This is a genomic window from Paraflavitalea sp. CAU 1676 (assembly GCF_029223285.1).
In the GTDB taxonomy this organism is placed as follows: Bacteria; Bacteroidota; Bacteroidia; order Chitinophagales; family Chitinophagaceae; genus Paraflavitalea.
This window is the reverse complement of record NZ_JARHUJ010000010.1, coordinates 258,094-278,979: the sequence shown is the minus strand read 5'-3', so window position 1 is coordinate 278,979 and position 20,886 is coordinate 258,094. Positions and strand designations below refer to the sequence as shown.

Annotated in this window: 14 protein-coding genes; 6 read left to right on the top strand and 8 right to left on the bottom strand. The window is 49.5% G+C overall.

From position 1 onward, the window contains the following. Positions 1-8: 8 nt before the first annotated feature. On the top strand, positions 9-236 hold the full coding sequence (locus tag P2H89_RS30250) for a hypothetical protein (protein ID WP_275834264.1): 228 nt from the start codon (positions 9-11) through the stop codon (positions 234-236). Between the two features lie 13 nt (positions 237-249). Continuing rightward, positions 250-984 (top strand): MBL fold metallo-hydrolase, encoded by a 735-nt coding sequence (locus P2H89_RS30245; protein ID WP_275834262.1) that lies wholly within the window; start codon positions 250-252, stop codon positions 982-984. A gap of 7 nt (positions 985-991) precedes the next feature. Here the strand turns inward: P2H89_RS30245 and P2H89_RS30240 are convergent, their stop codons facing one another. The 7 genes from P2H89_RS30240 to P2H89_RS30210 all read right to left on the bottom strand — a co-directional run bounded on the left by P2H89_RS30240 (position 992) and on the right by P2H89_RS30210 (position 14,318). Further along, positions 992-3,115, bottom strand: a complete 2,124-nt coding sequence (locus P2H89_RS30240) for a family 43 glycosylhydrolase (RefSeq protein ID WP_275834260.1) — start codon at positions 3,113-3,115, stop codon at positions 992-994. Positions 3,116-3,157: 42 nt separating this feature from the next. After that, positions 3,158-6,286: a glycoside hydrolase family 2 TIM barrel-domain containing protein gene (locus tag P2H89_RS30235; RefSeq protein WP_275834258.1), complete on the bottom strand. Its 3,129-nt coding sequence runs from the start codon at positions 6,284-6,286 to the stop codon at positions 3,158-3,160. A 144-nt stretch (positions 6,287-6,430) separates the two neighbouring features. Then, positions 6,431-10,681, bottom strand: coding sequence for a two-component regulator propeller domain-containing protein (locus P2H89_RS30230; protein ID WP_275834256.1), 4,251 nt, complete (start codon positions 10,679-10,681; stop codon positions 6,431-6,433). Between the two features lie 36 nt (positions 10,682-10,717). Continuing rightward, positions 10,718-11,905 carry a glycoside hydrolase family 88 protein gene (locus tag P2H89_RS30225; RefSeq protein WP_275834254.1) on the bottom strand — a complete coding sequence of 396 codons (1,188 nt, stop codon included), beginning with the start codon at positions 11,903-11,905 and terminating at the stop codon, positions 10,718-10,720. Between the two features lie 398 nt (positions 11,906-12,303). Further along, entirely contained in the window at positions 12,304-12,651 is a 348-nt protein-coding gene (locus tag P2H89_RS30220; RefSeq protein WP_275834252.1) for a DUF3024 domain-containing protein, read from the bottom strand. Between the two features lie 2 nt (positions 12,652-12,653). Continuing rightward, positions 12,654-13,709 (bottom strand): nucleotidyl transferase AbiEii/AbiGii toxin family protein, encoded by a 1,056-nt coding sequence (locus P2H89_RS30215; RefSeq protein WP_275834250.1) that lies wholly within the window; start codon positions 13,707-13,709, stop codon positions 12,654-12,656. A gap of 6 nt (positions 13,710-13,715) precedes the next feature. After that, the gene (locus P2H89_RS30210) at positions 13,716-14,318 is read right to left on the bottom strand and encodes a hypothetical protein (protein ID WP_275834248.1); all 603 of its coding nucleotides are present in this window, start codon (positions 14,316-14,318) and stop codon (positions 13,716-13,718) included. Between the two features lie 133 nt (positions 14,319-14,451). Between P2H89_RS30210 and P2H89_RS30205 the strand changes: the two genes are divergently transcribed. The 3 genes from P2H89_RS30205 (at position 14,452) to P2H89_RS30195 (ending at position 17,487) form a co-directional block, all read left to right on the top strand. Then, positions 14,452-15,321 (top strand): hypothetical protein, encoded by an 870-nt coding sequence (locus tag P2H89_RS30205; RefSeq protein ID WP_275834246.1) that lies wholly within the window; start codon positions 14,452-14,454, stop codon positions 15,319-15,321. A 273-nt stretch (positions 15,322-15,594) separates the two neighbouring features. Beyond that, positions 15,595-16,272, top strand: a complete 678-nt coding sequence (locus tag P2H89_RS30200; RefSeq protein ID WP_275834243.1) for a DUF2625 domain-containing protein — start codon at positions 15,595-15,597, stop codon at positions 16,270-16,272. Positions 16,273-16,959: 687 nt separating this feature from the next. Next, entirely contained in the window at positions 16,960-17,487 is a 528-nt protein-coding gene (locus P2H89_RS30195; RefSeq protein WP_275834241.1) for a hypothetical protein, read from the top strand. Between the two features lie 14 nt (positions 17,488-17,501). Here the strand turns inward: P2H89_RS30195 and P2H89_RS30190 are convergent, their stop codons facing one another. Continuing rightward, the gene (locus P2H89_RS30190; RefSeq protein ID WP_275834238.1) at positions 17,502-19,871 is read right to left on the bottom strand and encodes an ABC transporter permease; all 2,370 of its coding nucleotides are present in this window, start codon (positions 19,869-19,871) and stop codon (positions 17,502-17,504) included. A 351-nt stretch (positions 19,872-20,222) separates the two neighbouring features. Here P2H89_RS30190 and P2H89_RS30185 point away from each other — a divergent pair, with 351 nt between their 5' ends. Continuing rightward, positions 20,223-20,831 (top strand): hypothetical protein, encoded by a 609-nt coding sequence (locus P2H89_RS30185; protein ID WP_275834236.1) that lies wholly within the window; start codon positions 20,223-20,225, stop codon positions 20,829-20,831. Positions 20,832-20,886: the final 55 nt, after the last annotated feature.

Genomic DNA, 20,886 nt, shown 5'->3' with positions numbered 1-20,886 from the left:
ACCAACCCATGAGCAACGAAACAGCAGCACAAGTAGCGGCGCTAAAGGCATTCTTCGAGCAGCAACAATTCCCCAAATCCGTCGTCATAGGTCCGGCAGAAACCATCACCGATATACCCAAGTTTCTCGATAGCCATTTCCATATGATCGAATCTTACGACGACCCTAAGAAGTTCGACGTATTTCTGTTGCGTTTGATAAAACTGAAAGAGAAGCTGTCGCAGGCTGGGCAATAAATACACGCAGCCGATGAAGATCATACCGCTGAACGAAGGCGTTTATACAGTCGACAAGCAAAAGGTATTTACCACCTTATACGAAGGCGATGCTTATTCGCCGGCCAGCAAACACCTCAAAATGTCGGTGTGCCCCTTCCTGGTTGAAATTGGTAACGAACTCATCCTGCTCGATACAGGCATTGGATTTTTCCAGGATCAGCAGCCTTTCATTCACTACTACCTGGGCAGGCATGGCTACGATCCCCACGATATCACAAAAGTGCTACTCTCCCACCTCCACAAAGACCATATCGACGGCGTCGGTTATGATAAAGACGGTCGCTTCATGTCCAACTTCCCGCAGGCCGCTATCTATCTCCAACAGCGCGAACTCGAGTTTGCCTATACCCAACCAGCTAATCCCTCTTTCAGCAAAACCACGCTCGACGGTTTATCGAAACTGCCCAACCTCCATTTTCTACATGAAGACCAGGGTTACATCACAGAACACATCCGCTTCGAATTAACAGGCGGGCATACGCCCTTCCATCAAGTGTTCTGGATACAGGACCAGGACGAGATGGCCTTCTATGGTGCCGATAACCTTCCGCAAAAAGGCTACCTCAAATATCCCTTTGCTTATAAAAGCGATTATGATGGCAAGAAAGCCATGTCGCAGCGCCTTCAATGGCAACAAAAAGCCCAGGCGGAGCACTGGGCGATCTTGTTTTACCACGATATCAAAAACAATGTCGTTAAATACTGAGCTTCCGTTATAAGGTTGGTTTAACTGGCTCGATACTTCCGTCCGGGTTAAATACCAGTTTATCGATACACACTTCGCGGTTGTAGCCCGCCGCGCGGCCCCAATTGATACCATGGGGATAGTTGAACCGGTGATAGATCATGTACCATTCGTCTTTACCCGGTACCTGCAATACAGAGTTGTGCCCTGTTCCATAAATACCCTGCGCTGCATCCTTCGCCAGCACCAGGTTATTCTCCGGTAAGCGGATAGGACCCAGTGGTGCATCTGCCATTCCATAACGAACGCGGTAATCGGCATCGCGGGTATCGTTCTCCGACCAGAAGAAGTAATATTTACCATTCCGGTAAGCGACTTCGGTTCCTTCCCGGAAAGTTGATCCAGGTTTCAGGATGGTGAGCGTTGCTGCTTTCACAGAAACCATGTCTTCATTCAATTCCACACCAGCCATATAGCCATTGCCCCAATAGAGATAAGACTTGCCGGTTTGCGGATCGGTAAACACATCGGGATCGATCTCCTGTCCGCCTTTGATGCCTTCGGGCCTGCGGTCGATGAGGGGTTTGCCCAGATCGCGGAACGGACCGGCAGGGTCATCTGCTACAGCCACACCGATCTTCTGTGCGGCTGTGAAATAATAAAAGTATTTGTACACGCCGCCGATCTTCTTTTCGATGATGCAGGGCGCCCAGGCATTGCGCTTTGCCCAACTTACATCCTTGTTGAGGTCGAGGATCACGCCTTCGTCTTTCCAATGCACCAGGTCGGTGGAAGAAAAAGTTTTGAAATACGTGCCCGACCAGTTGGTAAACCCATCGCTGGTAGGATACAGATAGTATTTGCCATTCTTGTGCGAATAAATGATCTCCGGATCGGCATAATAACCTTCCAGCACCGGGTTCTTTCTCTCCTGTACTGCCACAGAAAAAGTCTGCTTGCCGCGTCCTTTAATATCAACTGTAATCTGCTGCGCACCGGCCCCATAGTTGGCCGCCTTCGGGCTAACCGTTACGCCCGGGTATTGCAGAAACTGTGGGTCGAAGGCATTCAGCGCTGTGCCTACGCGTACCGGCAAGGCAATTCTTTGTTGCGTAGTATCGTAAGCAATATTGCGTGCTTTGATAACAGGCGCTGTGGAGCCTAGCAATACGTCTTCATAAGGCAGCCATTTCGCCGTCAGGCGCTCCATTTCTTTGGCTGTTACGGAGATCACTGTTCCATGCCGGGGATGAAAGTTCATCGACACATCCTGATCGATCACCGCAAAATGCTCCAGATCGGCCGAACGAGTAAACTGATACTTTCCTTTCGTATACAGATCATACATGAGGATATAGCCACTGTTGTCGTTTAGCTTGAAAACACCCGATCCTTCTACAGGGTCGGTGGTTTGCTGTACAAAACGGTCACGCAGCACATACCCTTCCGTCAGTTTATCCGATGTAGCGATCTTTAGCCCTGCACCGGCATCTTCTGTTTTAAAGAACAGGTGAAACTTACCGTCCTTCTCCACAATATCTCCATCGATGCAGGCCCCGCCTGATGGATTGAAGAACAACTGACGTGGCGCGGATTCGAGGTCCGTAAAATCTTTGTTGGCATAGGCATAATAAATCTTATCGGCATCCTTTCCATGCTTCATGGAAAAGTAGATCATGTACTTGCCTGCCTTGGCATCGTAGATCGTTTGAGGCGCCCACACGCGCAGTAAACTATCATTGCCCGGAAATCTGGTTTGGATATTCACTACACTCGATGTCCAGTTGACCAGGTCGGTGGACTTCAACAATACCATGGCACGGTTCGAGCTCCAGCCCTTGGCCGATACCATATCAGTTACCACCATATAGAAGGTCTTGCCATCTTTACCGCGCAGGATATGCGGATCACGCACCCCGCCGGTACTGCTGATCGTCTTCGACAACAACACCGGCCGGTCACTGTTCAGCGCCCGGTAGCGGTAACCATCCGTACTGATCGCAAAACGGATCGCTTCTTCATCTCCGCTGTTGCCGGTAAAATACACAAACAGGTATCCCACATAGGGCGCTGTTTTCTTTTGGGCCGACACACCCATCATCATCAAACAGGCAGCGGCTAGCGCAACACATTTCTTCCTCCAACTATTCATCGTTAAGACTCTTTACAGTGAAAAAGATAATCAGTCCGATTGTTATCGACCGGTTCCTCCGATCAAACTGATCGTATAGCTATAGCTGTATTGCTTAGCCAGCAGGCGGTATTGCTCGTGCGGCAAAGCTCCCCAGCTATCGTCACCACCCACGCCCCGTTGTGCCAGGTCGATGTGAAGGTACACCTGTCTGGATGGCGGCAGATCGGTAGGATGTTGCTGTTTCTTGGTAAGGCCTGGATCAAGGTCTTCTACCGAATGATGCGTGGCGCTGAAGCAAAGTGGCTGCTCACCGGCAACACGGATGCCTACGCCGTTATCGGCCGTCAGGGTCAACCAGCGCGCATCGGTCTTATAACCGCTTTCCTGCGGACGAATATAGCCTGCATAATATTGGTTCACCACTTTGTCGCTGTACACACCGAGGAGTGCCGCTTCCTTGCGGTCGCTATAGTTCTCCCAGGGTCCGCGGCCATAGTAGCGCAGGTCTTCAAAACGGCCGGGCAACTGCAGGCGCATACCAAACCGTGGTAGCTCGGGCAATTCACGTCCCGTCATATCGATCGAAGCAGTAACCTTGATGGCGCCATCCGGCTGCACCAGGTATTCTACGGCATAAGGCACCTGGATAGCTGTCAACATATATTCAACTTTGATGCGTACACCTTCGGCATTTTGCTCGCCCACCGTAACGCGCTGTACGGCGCGGTTGATGTGTGCGGAACGCCAGATGCCCAGGGCTGCCGGCATATTATTGCCAAAATCATTATCAGTAGGGGCACGCCAGAAATATGGCTCCAGGTTTTGCACAGGCACCCGCTCCTTGTTCCAGGCATAGGCAACGATACGACCATTGCGCGTATCGATCTCGCCACTCACGGCACCCGCCGTAAACTTTAACAGATTGCCATTGCGTTCCGTCTTCAGGTCACCACTGGCAGCAGCCTTGCGTGCAAAATAATTGCCGGCTACTACAAACTGCTCACGCGCCACTTCATGGCCTGCCGGCACCAGCGCAGTAGCCTGGCGCGTATAGGCCAATACATTGCACAGTATCTCTCCGCCTGTTGTATCGAATGAAGGTATTTGTATATCCTGTTGGGTATGCGGTAACGCATTCACAGCGAGCTTACCCGATGCGACCTTTACGCCATCGCGCAATACTTCATACACGATCTCATATTCCTCCAACCCTGTAAAATCAAAACCATTGCGTACGGAGATGATACCCTTTTTAATATCTTTTGCAGTGAAGCGAATGTTCTGGTATCCTTTCTTTACTTCGTACAAGCCGGGGTCGGGTGTTCTGTCGGAAGAGAGCAAACCATCTGCTACGCCGTTCTCGTCGTGCTGCCAATAGAAAGCACCGAGGTCGCCGCCATAAGCCCAGAAGGTGCGGCCGTTGGCATCGCGGGTACGCAGTCCCTGGTCAACCCAATCCCAGATAAAGCCGCCCTGCATGTGCGGACTGCTATTGATGATATCCCAGTAAGCACTGAAATTGCCATTGCTGTTGCCCATGGCATGCGAAAACTCGCACATGATATAAGGCCTCTTTTTGTCCTTGGCATCAGCATACCGTTTCATGTGCTGTACGCGTGGATACATGGGACATACAATGTCGGTATTCCAATCTTCACCAGCCTGCTCAAATTGCACGGGGCGTGTATCATCCCGTTCCTTCATCCAACGGTATCCATCGTGAAATACTTTTCCATTACCGCACTCATTCCCCATCGACCAAATGATCACCGAAGGATGGTTCTTATCGCGCTCTACCAGCCTTTGCATACGATCCATATGGGCTGGCGCCCATTCGGGCAGATAGGCAGGATGGCGTGTAGTATCGAACCAGGCCTGGAAGGTGGCTCCCATGCCGTGTGTTTCGATGTTGGCTTCATCCACTACATACAAGCCATATTTATCGCACAATTTGATCCAATAAGGATCGTTGGGGTAATGCGAGGTACGCACGGCATTGATGTTGAATTGCTTCATGAGGCGGATATCGGTGAGCATGGTCGACTCCAACGGCACATGCCCTTCCACATCATCGTGCTCATGCCTGTTCACCCCTTTTACCATTACAGCAACACCATTCACCAGCAGTTGAGCATTTTTGATCTCCACTTTACGGAAACCCACTTTAGCACCTGTATAGGTAACGGGCGCTCCATCGGCCGTCTTTAAGGTGATGATACAATCGTACAGGTTCGGTTTCTCGGCACTCCATGTCAACACGCGGGGTACCACGCCCTTTACGGAGATGGTCTTTAAGCTATCGCCGCCCGCAGGCACTTTCTGCGTTTGGGTAAATACTGTTTTGCCCTGGGCGTCGAGTAAGGTTACCGTTACATCGCCGGCAGGAGCGGCAGCGCCGGCAAACCTACGCAATACAATATCGCCATTGAATACCCCCTGCGTGTATTTATCATCGAGGCCGGCTTTCAGGAAAAAGTCCCAAACCGATACGGCAGGCACACTATACAGACAAACATCTCGCTCGATGCCGCTCAGGCGCCAAAAGTCCTGGTCTTCGAGGTAACTGCCATCGTGCCAACGAAACACCTGCACGGCAATTGTATTTACACCGCTTTTGAGATAGGGAGTAATATTGAACTCGGCCGGCGATTTCGCCGCCTTCGACATACCTACTTCTTTCCCATTCACGTACACGAAGGCACAACCACTGATGGAGCCGAAATGCAACAGCACGGGCTTGCCCTGCCATTGCTCCGGCACGGTAAAGGTGCGTCGGTAAGTGCCCACGGGATTGTCTGCGCCAATACGGGGCGGCGTTTTTGGATGCGGATAAACGATATTGGTATAAATGGGAATCCCGAATCCCTTCATCTCCCAGTTGGACGGTACGGGGATCTCGCTCCAGCGGCTATCGTCGTAACCGGGTTGGTAAAAGTCTTTCGGGCGATTTTCGTGCCGGTCTACATACGAGAACTTCCAGCTACCGTTGAGCGATTGGTAGAAGCCCGACCTGCTGTAATCATCAGCCACCACGTCTGCAGGTGAGCTGAAGAGCATAAAACTGGCGTGTGGCTTTTCCTTGTTCCGTTCGTACAGTGACGGATTCTCCCAGTCGTTGTTGAGTTGCTGGGCCATCACCGTTTGGGTACCGATCAATGCTGCCAGGCAGCACCATGTTTTCATTTTCATTCCTGCGCGTTTTAATTACCTCCACCTGCAAAATAAAGATTGAACGTCCCGGGGGGCGGGGCAAATCAAGAATAAAGGGGGGCATTCCGGGAAATCACCCGTCAGCTAACCAATTGAATCAGGAAGGATTATGAAAAGCACTCCTTACTCCTCGCCATCATCTGTAGCGGCAGCCCTGCCGCCACCTTTGCGATAGGCTTTTACATACTCTGAGGGGCGCATGCCAAAGAGTTTAAAGAATTGCTCGCGGAAATATTTCATGTCGTTGAAGCCGGCATCGAAGGCGGCTTCGTTGATATTGTAATTGGTTTCGATGAGGGTCTTGGCCACCTTCCGCAGGCGGATGAAGCGGATGAAGGCGCTGGGCGACTGGCCCGAGATGGACTTTACCTTCTTATAGAGGTTCGACTGACCCATGTTCAGTTCCGTGGCCAGCATCTTGATGCCAAAGTCGGGATTGTCGAGGTGGGCTTCCACCACGGCGATACAGTTATCTAGAAAGCGCTGGTATTCGGGCGCCACTTTATAGGTGGTTTTGCCGAGGGTCACTTCGTTGAAGAAATACTTTTGCAACGAGGTACGGCTTTTCAGTATGTTCAATACCCGGGCCATCAGCAACTCGTTGTCGAAAGGCTTCATGATATAGTCATCGGCCCCGCCTTCGAGCCCTTCCAGTTTGGTTTCCTGGGCTTCGTTGCCGGTGAGGAGGATGATGGGTATATGGCTTAGCCCGGCGTCATCTTTCATGGCGGTGCAGAATTCGATGCCCGTCATGCCGTCCATATTCACGTCGCTGATGATGATATCGGGCACGTGCTGACCGGCGAGTTTGAGGCCATCCAGGGCATTATCGGCCTGGTACACCACGAACTTATCCGCAAACAATTGGGCGAGGTAACCCCTTACCTGACCGTCATCATCCACGAGCAGTATCGACTTTTTCTCGTTGAGCAGGGCATCCAGCTCCTGGGCTTTGCTACGTTGTACCGGCACTTTCGCGGCATCAGTGGGAGCAACAGCGGCTACCCCCTTTGACTCCACTTCCACTGCGGTGTTCTTTTCCTCTACCAGCTCTTTGAAGATCGTTGGCTCGGCGGGCTGATCGTCCACGATAAGCTCATCGCCAAAATGCGTGCGGCCTTTCAGCAGTTCGATATAGAAAGTAGATCCTTTTCCCTCTTCGCTCTTGTACCAGATCTTCCCTTGCAGGCTTTCGACGAAATGCCTTACGAGGAAAAGCCCGATACCGAAACCAGCTTTCACCGGAACACCTCTCTTTTGCACCTGGTAAAAACGATCAAAGAGTTTATCCCCTACATCTGCCGGAATGCCATAACCGGTATCCTGTACGGAGGCAAGGGCCGCATCGGCGCCATCTTTCACGGTCACAGTAATGGTGCCACCGGGCGGTGTATATTTAAAAGCATTGGAGAGCAGGTTGAAGAAAGCGATCTCCAGTTTCTCGCGGTCGGCATATATTTCAAGATGGTCTACGGCCGGCTGAAACTGGTATTGAATATTGGCCGCCAGGGCATGTTGTTCGAAAGCGAGGTACACTTCACGACAAAGGGCTACGAGGTCGAGCTTCACGATGCGAAGGCGATCGGCCCCGGCTTCTGCCTTACGGAAAAGCAATAGTTGATCAACAAGGCTCAGCAATCTTCTTGCATTGCGGTATACCAGCCTGAGGCCCGTAAGGTCTTTCTTTTTCGCATCGGGTTGCAGCAAAAGTTCTTTGATCGGGTTGATGATGAGGCTGATCGGCGTGCGGAATTCGTGCGATATATTGGTGAAGAAGGCGAGCCGGCGGTCATTGATCTCCTGCTCTTTCTCCGTGACGACCTTTTCCATGGCGCGCTCGGCAGCCTGGGTTTGCAATACGGCCTCTGTGCGTTCACGCTCGGCTTTTTCTTTGCTGGCATTGGCTTTGGCGAGGGCCACTTCGTAATGGAGGCGCGATTGGTTGGCGCGGTACCGTTGGTACAGGATGATGGCACTGATCACCAGGGCCGCATACAATCCGTAGGCCCACCAACTGCGGTACCAAGGCGGCAATACGGTAACGAGCATCCTGAACTCGTTGCCAGTCCAGGCGCCACTGGCGTCGGTAGCTTTGATACGCAGGGTATATTTTCCTTCGTTGAGTTTGGTATAGGTGGCGGTGCGCAATTTGCCACTGTAGTTCCAGTCTTTATCCCAGCCTTCGAGGAAGTAAGCGTAGGATATTTTATAGGGGGCAGCAAATTCCAGGGCTGCAAAATCGACCGACAAAGCTCCATCACTATAAGGCATTTCGATGGAGCGGATGCGTCCATCTTCCGTGGTCCGGATATACTGGCCGGCCTGCGACAGGGGCAGGTTGTTGATGCGTATGCGGGTAAGCAATACGGGGGCGGCTTTGCGGGTAGCACTCACCAGTTGCGGGTTGAATATATTGAAGCCATGTATGCCGCCAAACAACATTTCGCCCGAAGAGAGTTTCAACGCGGCGGCATAGAGGAATTGATTGCTTTGTAATCCATCGTCCTGGAAATAGTTCGTGAATACGCCCTTCGCTACATTAAACTGTGAGAGGCCATAGAAGGTGCTCATCCACAGGTTGCCTTGTTTGTCCTCGAGAATGTTGAGCACGGCATTATTGGCCAGGCCATCGTTTACGGTGTAGCGCTTACGTAACTGACCGCTGTGGCGATCGAAGAGGATGAGGCCACCTCCTTCGGCGCCGAGCCAACAATTACCCGGCTTGTCTTCATAAATGGCACGCACGGGTTTACCGATCTCGTACCGGATATGTTTTTTACCAGCCCGATCTATGCGGATGAGGTCATGCGCCGTGCCACCCCACAGGGTACCCTGGCGATCTTCGAAGATCGACAGCAGATCTTTGATCTCCTGGCTAAATACCTCGAAGCGATCGCTGGCGGGATCATAATAATACAGGCTGCCGTCGCCGAAGGTGGTGGCCCACAAGCGATGCTGACTGTCTTCATACATGACCCATACGTTTACGTTCTCTACGCCGGTTTGGGTATTGATGCAGGGGTATTGTTGAAAGGTGCGCGTGGCTGCATTGAAACGGTTGATGCCGCCGCCGAAGGTGGAGATCCAGATATTGCCCGAGCGGTCTTTCAGGATACTGCTCACCTGGTTGTGGCTCAGTGTGCCGGGCCGGCCGGGTTCATGGCGGTAATGATAGAAGCGGTTGGCTGCACGATCCCAGGTGCTGATGCCGCCGCCATCGGTGCCGATCCAGATCTTATCGGGGTTCTCCTGGAGAAAACAGGCGGCAAAATTGCTGACAAGGCTATTGGGGTTAAAAGGTTCGTGTGCGTAGGTGCGAAAGAAGGAAGGTGTGGGCGCTATGATATTGATGCCGCCATTGAGCGAGCCCATCCATTTTCGGCCTTCGCGGTCTTCGAAGATGGCTGAAACGGTTTCGGCCGAGAGCTGCCAGGGTTCATCGCCGGGCCGCACGTGCTGCACGGTGTGTTTTCTCGTATCGGCAATGGTAAGTCCGCCGCTCTTGGTGCCGATCCATAATTTTCCATCGGCTGCGATGGCTAAACTGAAGATTGAATTCGACAACAGCTGACTATCTTCTTCAGTATACATCAACTGCAAACTGTCGCTTGCTACGCTATACCGATACACCCCCATCGTAGAGCCAATCCAGATATTACCATCGCGATCGGGTTCGATACAGGAAGCCTTATCAAGCTTCTCCAGTACAGGTATGATCTTTTGTTGTGCTTTATCAAAATAACAGAGGCCGATGGCTGCGATGAACAGCCATACTTTATCATTGCGATCCACTTTAACAGACACCACGTTGAACCAGCTGGTGGCTCTGCCGTTGCGCTGAATGGAGATCTGACGGGCTTCGGACTCGCCTTTGCTTTGCGCCATGAGTCCGCCGCCGTTGGTACCAATGTACACGGCGCCTTCGCGGTCAACGGCGATGGAGTTGACGTTGCTGCTGATGCGCAATCGCTCGCCGCTGGCGGCTTGTTTATAAAAAGCCGGCTTAAAGCGACCAGTAATATTGCTGTAGATGCCGATACCCTGGCCGGTGCCTACCCAAATATTGTGATCGTTGTCTTCATTGATGGCATAGATAAAATTGTGTGGAAGGGAGTTGCTGTCTTCTAGGCTATTGCGGAAGATGCGGAACTCATAGCCATCGTAGCGGTTGAGCCCGTCGTAGGTGCCAAACCAAAGGAAGCCGTTGTGGTCCTGGAAAATGCAGCGTACGGAGTTGTTGGATAATCCTTTTTCGATACCCATGCGGGCTATACGCATGGTATCGGCCGGAAAAGTGGAGAGGCTGGTGATCAGCAAGGTGAACACCAGGACTATACGCGACAACAATGCACTGATATGAACAAATCCAGTCAACCGAATTGATTAAAGTGACAGGTTCTTTCCAGAACGCTAACGCAAGTTGCTTACCAGCCGGTGCATTTCGCAGGCGGCGAGCAGAAAGGCGCCAACGCCAAAGTTAGCGGTTGAGCGCATATCAACCACCTGGCCGGGAATGGCCCTTTCCCCGATGGGTTGCACATACCCAATCCGGCCGTCGGGCTGCAGCGCAGTGTTCGTGAGGTACCTCCACGAACGTTGAACGGCAGGCAGGTAGGTGGCTTTGTCGAGGAGACCGTGGTTGATGCCCCACCCGAAACCGTAGGTAAAGAACGCGGTGCCGCTGGTTTCGGGACCGGGCGCGTGTTGGGGATCGAGCATGCTGCGCGTCCAGTAGCCTTCGGGCTGCTGGGCGGCTTTGATGGCGGTGGCCATTGCTTTGAAACGATCGATGTATTCCTGGCGGTAGGGCGCGTTGGCGGGCAGGTCGTGGATCACTTTGGCGAGTCCGGCAAATACCCAGCCGTCGCCGCGGGCCCAGAAGTCTTTACCGCCGTTGGCGCTTTTATGTTTGGGGAATACGTATTTGGCGTCGCGGTAATAGAGTTGAGCGGCGGAGTCGTACATAATGCTGTTGGCATAGGTAAGGTACTCATGCAGCTTCTCCAAATATTGGATGTTGCCGGTAGCCTTATAGAGTTTGGTCATTACGGGCATTACCATGTAAAGGCCGTCGGCCCACCACCAGTAATCGTTGCGTGGTGTGCTCATTTCGTATTCCATCACTTCGCGGGCGCGGGCTATCTTTTTGTCGTCTTTAACGGCGTCGAGGTTGTACAGATCTATATAGGTTTGGAAGCAGATCTGCCAGTCGCCGAAGAGAACGAAGTCGTCGGTTTCGCCGTAGCTGTATTTCCAGCGACTACGATCGGTGCTTTTGGCGCCCATCCATTGGTTTTGGATGGCCCAGCGTTCGGAATAGTTTTTATAGGCTGTGTCTTGGGTGAGGCGGTAGGCTTCCATGTTGCCGGTGTGGTAGGCGGCATTGTCCCAGAAGGCGTTGCCGGGGTTGGGCTTTTGCGCCTGCCAGTAGTTGTTGGCCTGGCGAATGATGGCCACTACGGAGTCTTTGGCCGGCAGGCCAGACTGGCTTTGCCCTCCTTTCTGCGAGCGGCACGCGGGCAGCAGGAGTGAAAGCATTACTACACTGGGAATAATGGAATTACGGATCGTATGGCAAATTACAGGCGTCGTGTTCATAGTGGCGAATATCAGCGCGCCAAATGTATGGATATTTGTCGATATGACATTTAATCGAATATCATCTGGCGTATTATACAATGGGGCATGACAGGAGTAAATATCTTTTAGATTGCTAAAACAAAGCCTGTTGAGGAACAGGCGCCAGCTTTCCCTCCGCTTTTGGTGTAAGAGGCACTGTTTCAAAAGTTGTGCTATTTGTACGGGACCGGTACGGGAGCGGTACGGAACGGGTACGGGAGCGCTACGGGCCGGGTATCCACCACAAACTTAACACTGAAAATGCCCGGCTGACAGGTTTTGCTGGATGTATTTGGAGGCATGTCAGGTAATGTCATGACATAATATGACTTAACATGACATGGGTAACGAAATGGTATAGAGAGTGGGTCCTCTCCTTACCCCTTAAAACAATGGTATTTGTCTTCTTCTACGAGGCTGATGAATTCGTGGAGGTCAGCTACTTCGGGCATTGGCTCGTACCCCTGCCATTTGCCACTCGCCCGCATCCAAAATACTTTCCAACGACGGGCAGTTTTTACGTACGTAGCTTTTGCATAACAGCATTCCAATTTTTCGTCGGGAGATTTGTAGGAAGGTCTGATCTCAAATAGAATTACGCTTTGGTTATCTATCTTGTAGGAGATATCAAGTTGATCCCGGATGTTTTCCTCTGGCCTGATGTCCTCCACATAATTCTCCATTACCTCGATAATGTCAACGATGTTTGGTAACTCTAGTGCCATAGTCAGATTTTTCCAGGTTTATCCCAATACAGCGGCCCAAACAATCTCTTCAAAAACCCTCGCTGGTATGAAGGTACTGCTTCCTGAGAAATTGGCCGTATCCTGGCGTCAAATGCCTGATCCGGAATGTCATCTGTCTGCTGACCTTCCTGCGGGTTTATTGCAAGATCAGCCAGGAGACCAGACTCATAAAAACCCGCTTTCCTGAATGCCGCCAATACCTGTTCTTTAAATTTAGCTAAACGTTCGGGCAGCTTGTTGACATCTGTGATATTTACTGCTCTATCTTCCCAGGCGGTCGGATACCTGACATATTCGTCCTCGTGCCTCCAAGAAGTCCATAGTTCATCCAAAGGAATATGGAATGTAAGAAGTCTCCAATCACCATTCAGGAGATATCGAAGTCTGGCGGGGTCGGCGCCATCCATCGCACATTCGTTTTGCAACGCCACCATGGAGGAATGCAATACTTCGGATGTAAAGGAAGGATGCTCTACGAGATGCATTAGATCAAAAAGGTCTTTGAACCGAAGCCTGACCAGCGTTTGGTGCAGCTTCCAGGATACCTGTAACGCAAGTGGAGCGGTAAACGGTATCGTAAATGAGTTTCCGCGGACTGGTGTATACACCAATTCTACGGGCGGCACATCTACCGGCAGGTTAAAAGAAACATCAAAGCCAAGGGGATAAATTGACTCGCCGTCCACCTTACAATCAAGGTCGGTGTTTACCGTCGGGAAATCTTCATCCATCGCATAGTCGATCATCCGCCAGAAAGCATTCTCCCGGAAACTTCTGAACTGAACGCCATCGTGCTCTTCGCCCTCACTGACCTGGATCATCCACTCGTTGAAAACTTTGGTGGCCACCTCCGTATTCTCCAGCCTTTCCAGGTAAACCCAGTCAAGGTCATTGGGAATTCTGTCTTCCGGGTTGGCAAAATACGGCCGGGTCACGTAGCTCCCTTTTAGCATAAAAGGCAGGTTCAATGCCGCCGCCCGCCGGATGAATGCCTCATAGGCAATAAACTCTTTGTATTGATCTCCTGATAAGGCCATTATGCATTAATTTGAAAGCCAACCTTTGTCGAGGTAAACATTGTTATCGTACACACAATACTCCGACACCTCCTTGATCAAGGGCCATCCTGCGCTATCAAGGGCGACACCTATAGCACCCACCCGCTGATCGAAAACCTCCTTATCACCATACTCCCGCAGGGTAATGAACCGATATCGCTCTTCTTTCTTTAAAGCGTTGATGGATAAATGAGCCTGATGCCCTTCGCAAATCTGCAACAAGGTGTGCGTTGGATCGCCCTGTATCTTTCCGTGCCACTCGAAATAACAGGGAAATTTGTTGACGCTTTTGTCCCAATCACCGGCATGATTAGCCGGGATCTCGATCTTAAGGCGTTGTACGCGCCAGTGCCGTGTGTTTAATAACTCTGAGAGAAAGTTGGCAATATCTAAAGCCTGCTGAAGTGACCGGCATTTAACTACTTTATTCAGCATGGGTTGTTGAATGTATTCTCCACGCGCCAGCTCTATCAATAATGGCTTAGACTCCTGCTGCCGGCAGAAGTCGGTAAACTCGATCGCTTGATCTATACCAAACGTATGGGTAGTAAGGTGCAGTTCAAACGGAATAGCCGGGCGGGTAAACATGTTGCATATTAGAGAAAGAATGACCAATTGCCAAATAAGCCTCTCCACCACACTTTAAAACATTTCTTTATACGGCAAGAACAACTATACGCATACCCCTTGCCGCTGGAAGTAATTTGTGTATTTTAGGGCTATGAGGTACCTGCTCCTGATTGTTTTTACTTTCTTCTACGTGGCATCAAATGCCATGTGCAGTTTTGCAAGCATTTCTGTGTGGCCGGCTCGGGCAACTATCTCCACCAATTCTATATTTGTCATTGAAGGCTATGGTGCCTCCCAAGCCCTGATCAGGCAACTGAACAAGAAAAACAGGATATATTTAATCAGCGGACCAGAGATCGTGGAGATTGCGGTTGTAAGGATACTCGAGGGACAGTTTCAACTCACACAGGCCCTCCTAAAACCCCAAAGGGAGCTTACCCCTGGCAAGTCTTATCAACTAAAGATCGATAGCCTGAAAGGATTTGACAAAAGTGCCTACAAGGTTTCAACCTGGACGGTTAAAGCACAAGCCGACAAACAAATACCTGCCTGGCTTTGCGAGCCCGTATTTACCGGCAAATCCTATACGGAATACGGATGCGGCCCGGCCCTATTTGCTCATTTTTGCGGAACCGCTGCAAATGACTCCTCCACGTTGATATACGCAAAGGTCTTTAACAAAACCAACAACACCACGCGCGATTATTACCTGAAACCTTACAAAAAATCGATTAATATAGGGCATGGCATGTGTTCGGGTGCGTTCACCTTTGAAGAGAACAGCCAGTATGAAGTTCAGTTCGGACTAATGGACGCCAGCGGCCATGAATCAACCCAATTAACGAATAGCATTGCATTCACCAGCCCAACGCAACATGCCCCATCAGACAAAGCTGAAACCTGCAACTGCAACCCTTTGGTCAGCAAGCATATCAACCGATCAAACTATTTGTTGTATGCTTTATTTGGCGTTTCCCTTGCGGGCGTGGGCATATTGCTGTACAATATAAAAAAGGCATAATAACCCGGCTGTAGCCAACAACCCTGTCAATGACAATCCTGGCAAAAAGATTCTTCGGAAACTGTTGACCGCACGATTTGAAGTCTGGCCCAAACCCGACAACGGTACCGGAACGAAAGCTGTTGACGAAAAACTATATGATAGAGGGACGGATGAGGTAAAGTACATTGCAGCAATAAACTCCTTTCGATTTTGAACCAACGAGTCATGACAAGAATTTCTATTTTATTATTACTTCTCCTATTCCGCCAAGTTGCTACTGCGCAAACAAAGATGCGTACAGTTGATGAACTGATCAATAAGTCGGACCCCGGCTGGCCGATCGTAAAACAGTGGATCGACAAGGCCAAAAATAAAGTTGATATATTACCCGTCGATACTGCAAGGGCGAAAGCTGCCCTATACAAGAGTCAGGTAACTACCCGCTCCCCGATGGGCGCCATTGTATTCATGACGGGCGGACTGCTCATCGACAATGGCTGGATCAGGATACTTGGATCGGGCAGTGCAAAACTCACCAGAACACTTCCCGATTGGAATAAAGGGAAAGCATTCAAAGAATTTGGACAGCCTGCACCTTTTTTGCTGATCGCCGACGATGTTTTAGGCGGCTTTTTCCTGTTGAATGGCGGGGAATTTGATAACGATATCGGCAAAGTGTATTATTTATCACCGTTTAATCTCGAATATGAATCGCTCGGCTTGTCCTATTCGGAGTTCTTAAGCTTCTGCTTTAACAATAACCTGGAAGAGTTTTACAAAGGCTACCGGTGGACCAATTGGAAGAATGATGTGGCGGCCATTAGCGCCGATCAGACATTCAACTTCTACCCCATGCTATGGTCTAAGGAAGGCAAGGACATCAACAAATCGGCCAGGAAGGCCGTACCTGTTGAAGAGCAATACAAGCTGAATATTAGCTTCCGGAAGCAACTGGGGCTAGAGAAATAAGCAAAAAATGAGTCCTATTATGCAAACTTTAGATTGGGGCCATGTTACCCCTGAGGCATTCGACATAAGCAAAAATGAATACCACTATATTCACAATCATGATCTTTCAACACCCGAAAAAGTAGAAAGGACGATTCGATTTATTATTGGACGACTTAGACACTATGAAATCCACCTTCCCTATAACCCCAAACACCATGTCAAGATCGACGCCAGAGGGCAACAAATCACAGAAGCAACCTGTGATCATATAAAGCATGAGATATTGACCCGCCACTCAATCAGCAACCAACCCATCGTAACTATCATTAAGTAGCAGCAAATGGCATTCCATATCATCGCAGAAACAAGCAGGAACCTTTATTTCAAAAACTTGCACAAATCGATTTATACCGAAGGGCTCAACTTTGACTTCATTCCAATGCCGGGACTTGGCATAAGAGGAGGAGATGCATTAGGAATTTGCGTTCCACTAAAAAACGTAGATGACCAAGTATGGATACAACTGAAACCCATTTTGAAAAGGCTAAAGTTCAGGTTCAGATGTGACGTTTACGACTTGTATGGAGGTCAAAAGCTTGGCCTTTTCAATATCAAGTCATTCAAAAGAAATTTACTTACCCCTTAAAGTCCGACACTAGCGTCAAGCCAAATGGCTTTCTGAAACTTTAAATTTCGTCCTAAGACATGACAGACTACCCATCCTACAGTTTCGACACAGCTTCGGGCCCACTAACCCTTGCCTGTATCGATATAGACGAACCCAACAACGGGCGAATGCTATATAAGGTGACACTAAAATTGGGAGAATTGGATGTTACTGAAAAATACTTTGGCGGTTGGAACTACATAAACTTTAACCTCGACCAATATCAACCTGTTTCTCCGGACCAAACATGGATCTATATACCACAGGAAGGAGATCATTTTCTGATCAATGCTAACACACTCGAAAAGATACTGCTAGCCTATGTTCCGCTTTCCGCTGCTACTTTTAAAAGCAATCATTTTATTGAGAACACCTTATTGATAATAAACTCCAATAAGATCATTGCAAAAAACCTGGACACAGGCAAAGAGTACTTGTTGGAGCAGCCCGATAATTCCACTTATTTTAAAGCGGCTAGCATCCTTGATCAAAGAAAGATCCAGCTGCTTATAAGCAACGGAACACAAATAATAGTTTCAGCACACACCCTTATCACCGTCGACTAAATGTGCTACAGGCCTTACTCCGTCCGCAGGCTTTTTACCGGATTTGCCAGCGCTGTTTTGATGGCCTGGAAACTGATGGTGATGATAGTGATCACAATGGCTGTCACGGCTGCTATCAGGAACACCAGGGGTTGGATGGAAATCCTGTACTCGTATTGCTGCAACCAGTCGTGCAGGTAATAATAGGTGACTGGTGCGGCGATCACACAACTGATCAACACCAGTACTATAAAGTCTTGGGATAGCAGCAACCACAATTGCGATACCGATGCTCCCAATACTTTGCGGATACCAATTTCTTTAGTGCGCTGTTCGGCGATATAGGCTGCCAAACCAAAGAGTCCCAGGCAACTGATAAAGATGGCCAGGCCAGCAAACAAGGCCGACAGCTTGCCGATCAACACTTCCAGTTTGAATTTGAAGGCATAACCCTGGTCGGCAAATTCATATTGGTAAGGATAGGCCGGGTTGTATTTATTAAAGATGGCGGTCAATTGTGCAAGGGCGTCGCTCGGGTTCATACGAGGCGACAAGCGGTATAGCAGGTTGTCCTGTACACCCGGATCGATCACAAACATCGTGGGATCGGCTGCCGCAAAAGGCGAGATCATTAAAGCATCTTTTACCACCCCAGTAATTTGCCGTGCCCTGCCTCCCCAACGAATGGTTTGGTTAATGGGGTCTTTGATGCGTAAGCGGGCGATGGCCGCTTCATTAAAGATCACCCGGTTTGAATCGGCCAGGCCTGCAAAATCGCGGCCCAGTGCTATTTCCATGCCCATTGTTTTAAAATAGTCTTCCGATACCAGGATAATTCCCATCTCCACGGTTTCATCAGCTTTTTTGCCAGGCCACTGTCCAAGATTAGAATGCCAGTATATATCTGTAGCCGGACTGCTGGCGGTGGTCACACTGCTGGCAATGCCATTTGCAATCAATTCATTTTTCAGTGCAGTATAGTTGCGCGACAGGTCGGAACTGGATTGCGTTAGTACCAGGCGGTCGAGGTCATAACCGCTAGGTCGGTTTTTGGCATGTTGTACCTGTTGGTATATAATGACAGTACTGATGATCAAAGCAATGGAACAGCTGAACTGCGCTACGACCAATATTTTCCGGAAAGGTGAACTGGATCTACCGCTGCCGATACTGCTTTTCAAAACTTTCACTGGTTGAAAGGAGGAAAGATAGAAGGCTGGCCGGCTGCCTGCGATGAGTGCGGTGACGATTACACCAGCTAATACCAGGACCCAGAATCCAATATTACCAACAGGCAACGCCAGTTGGCCTTCTGTAAGGGTATTAAATGCAGGTAATGCCAGTTGTACGAAGATTATGGCAAACACAAAGGCGATCAGGGTCAGTACGAGTGATTCAGCAAGGAATTGAAGAATGAGGTCTTTCTTGCGTGAGCCAACAGCTTTCCGTACGCCTACCTCTCTGGCCCTTTTTTCAGAACGGGCTGTGGTGAGGTTGATGAAATTGATGCAGGCGATCAATAGCACCAGTACACCGATCAGCGTAAAAGTGTTCACATATTCGAGAAAGCCAGCCGTATCCTGTCCGTTTACATATTTTGAATACAAATGCCAACGCTCCAGGGGTTGTAAGGTAATGTACGAGTTCATCGCATTGTTACTCCCTTTTTCGATATGCTCAATATTCCTGATTTTGCCAGCCACCTGCGCAAGGGTTGCGCCAGGCTTCAGTTGTACAAATATCTGATATCCGTTATTGTCAAAAGTGGAGCGGTTTTCTTTTACGTTAGGATCGATCTGCTCCAGGTAGCTGAAAGGAACAATAAAGTTGAATTGGAGGGTGGAATTGGACGGTATATCTTTCAGCAGGCCGGTCACTTTCAGGTCATGCTGGTTGTTGTAGCGCACCATCTTGTTGATGGGGTCTGCGTCTCCAAATAAGGCTTTGGCAGTGCTTTCAGTCAATACAATGGAATAAGGATCGCTGAAAACCGTATTGGGATTGCCTTTTATCAGCGGATAGCGGAACATCTTGAGGAAATCGCCACCGATCTGGGCGCCCCGGATGATCAGTTTTTTATCTCCCACCATCAACCCGCGCGGGCTCATCCAATCGCTGATGGCCACATGCTCAATTTCAGGGATATCATTGGCCAGCGCAATGGCTAGCCTGGGCGAAGTGGTCCGGAATGTAAGCGTGTCTCCATTGCTGTTGAAGTTGCGTTGTACCCGGTATAACTGCTGGTAACCCGGTAAGAACCGGTCGTAGGAGTATTCATTGTATACCCACAGGCCAATCAACAGGGCTACGGCCATACCGGCCGCCAGTCCCAGTACATTGATCGCACTATATACTTTATTTTTCAGCAGGTTCCGCCAGGCTGTTTTCAGGTAGTTGCGCCACATAGTGAAATGATTGGGTTGATGTTTGGATATAGACAGCTATAGAACACATACCTCATGCCGTTTTCGAGACACCCTGACAATCAACTTATTAACCCAAACTTATCGGCAGACGATGTCCGGTTTTGACACAGTGGATGTCCTGTTTCGAAAACCTTACTTCCAGGAATTACTGCAATAGCCACCATTTTCAGCAGGTAGTTGGGATTTACCCGGTCCGGCAACAAATGCCCTGGCATAGAGTGGAGGTTTTTCCATCTGGCATGGTCATACGTGAAAAAAAGTTCTATATTGTTGGGGCCCCGCAGCATTTTAATCTGTCATGGGTGCTGCCATAATTTTCCATCTATGCCATTGGACATTAACGCCCTCAAACCGGAAAAAGGAACACTCGGTTGTCACCTTTGGGAAAACAAGCACATAAGACTTCCATTATCCCTGTTTTATGCCATCGAAATTCCGCTTTCACCGTTCGATTCAGGACATGACTATGTACCACAGCCAACCGAAACGGCGATTTTGATGGATTGGCTAAAACTCACCCACGGAGCAAAAGGCACCAACGAAAAGAACTGGAAACATCTCGCAGGAAAGGAGTTTTTCATCGCTGACGCAAAAGATACCGGCTCAGGGTCGATCTATTTGGGAAGTGAACACTGTCCGTTCGATGCCAACCTTAAATTCTTGTCGCTTGAACATACAACTTTTGATATTGAGCTTACGCTGGCAGTCGACTTTAATATCGAAACAATCAATCTGGATCCCAATGGTAAATTCACCATCAGGACAAAGGTCGACTTTGAAGGATTCATGTTATGGGACAACGAATCGCTGCCAACCGTGGCCAAAGTACAAGACCCGATGAAACTATTACCCGAATTCATTGACCTGGCTGCTTACCATAATAAATTGGATGGGCATAAGCAAAGGAAAAACTGGAGGCAGCTAACACCTGTATTTTAATCGCTTCCGGCAACTTTTACCCAAGCTGGTAATCAATTAACTTCATTTCCTAAAC

What these genes read in the sequence shown, in the direction of transcription:
- P2H89_RS30250 (WP_275834264.1), top strand. Translation starts at nt 9, where the DNA reads ATGAGCAACGAAACAGCAGCACAAGTAGCGGCGCTAAAGGCATTCTTC.
- P2H89_RS30245 (WP_275834262.1), top strand. Translation starts at nt 250, where the DNA reads ATGAAGATCATACCGCTGAACGAAGGCGTTTATACAGTCGACAAGCAA.
- P2H89_RS30240 (WP_275834260.1), bottom strand. Translation starts at nt 3,115, where the DNA reads ATGAATAGTTGGAGGAAGAAATGTGTTGCGCTAGCCGCTGCCTGTTTG.
- P2H89_RS30235 (WP_275834258.1), bottom strand. Translation starts at nt 6,286, where the DNA reads ATGAAAATGAAAACATGGTGCTGCCTGGCAGCATTGATCGGTACCCAA.
- P2H89_RS30225 (WP_275834254.1), bottom strand. Translation starts at nt 11,905, where the DNA reads ATGAACACGACGCCTGTAATTTGCCATACGATCCGTAATTCCATTATT.
- P2H89_RS30220 (WP_275834252.1), bottom strand. Translation starts at nt 12,651, where the DNA reads ATGGCACTAGAGTTACCAAACATCGTTGACATTATCGAGGTAATGGAG.
- P2H89_RS30215 (WP_275834250.1), bottom strand. Translation starts at nt 13,709, where the DNA reads ATGGCCTTATCAGGAGATCAATACAAAGAGTTTATTGCCTATGAGGCA.
- P2H89_RS30210 (WP_275834248.1), bottom strand. Translation starts at nt 14,318, where the DNA reads ATGTTTACCCGCCCGGCTATTCCGTTTGAACTGCACCTTACTACCCAT.
- P2H89_RS30205 (WP_275834246.1), top strand. Translation starts at nt 14,452, where the DNA reads ATGAGGTACCTGCTCCTGATTGTTTTTACTTTCTTCTACGTGGCATCA.
- P2H89_RS30200 (WP_275834243.1), top strand. Translation starts at nt 15,595, where the DNA reads ATGCGTACAGTTGATGAACTGATCAATAAGTCGGACCCCGGCTGGCCG.
- P2H89_RS30195 (WP_275834241.1), top strand. Translation starts at nt 16,960, where the DNA reads ATGACAGACTACCCATCCTACAGTTTCGACACAGCTTCGGGCCCACTA.
- P2H89_RS30190 (WP_275834238.1), bottom strand. Translation starts at nt 19,871, where the DNA reads ATGTGGCGCAACTACCTGAAAACAGCCTGGCGGAACCTGCTGAAAAAT.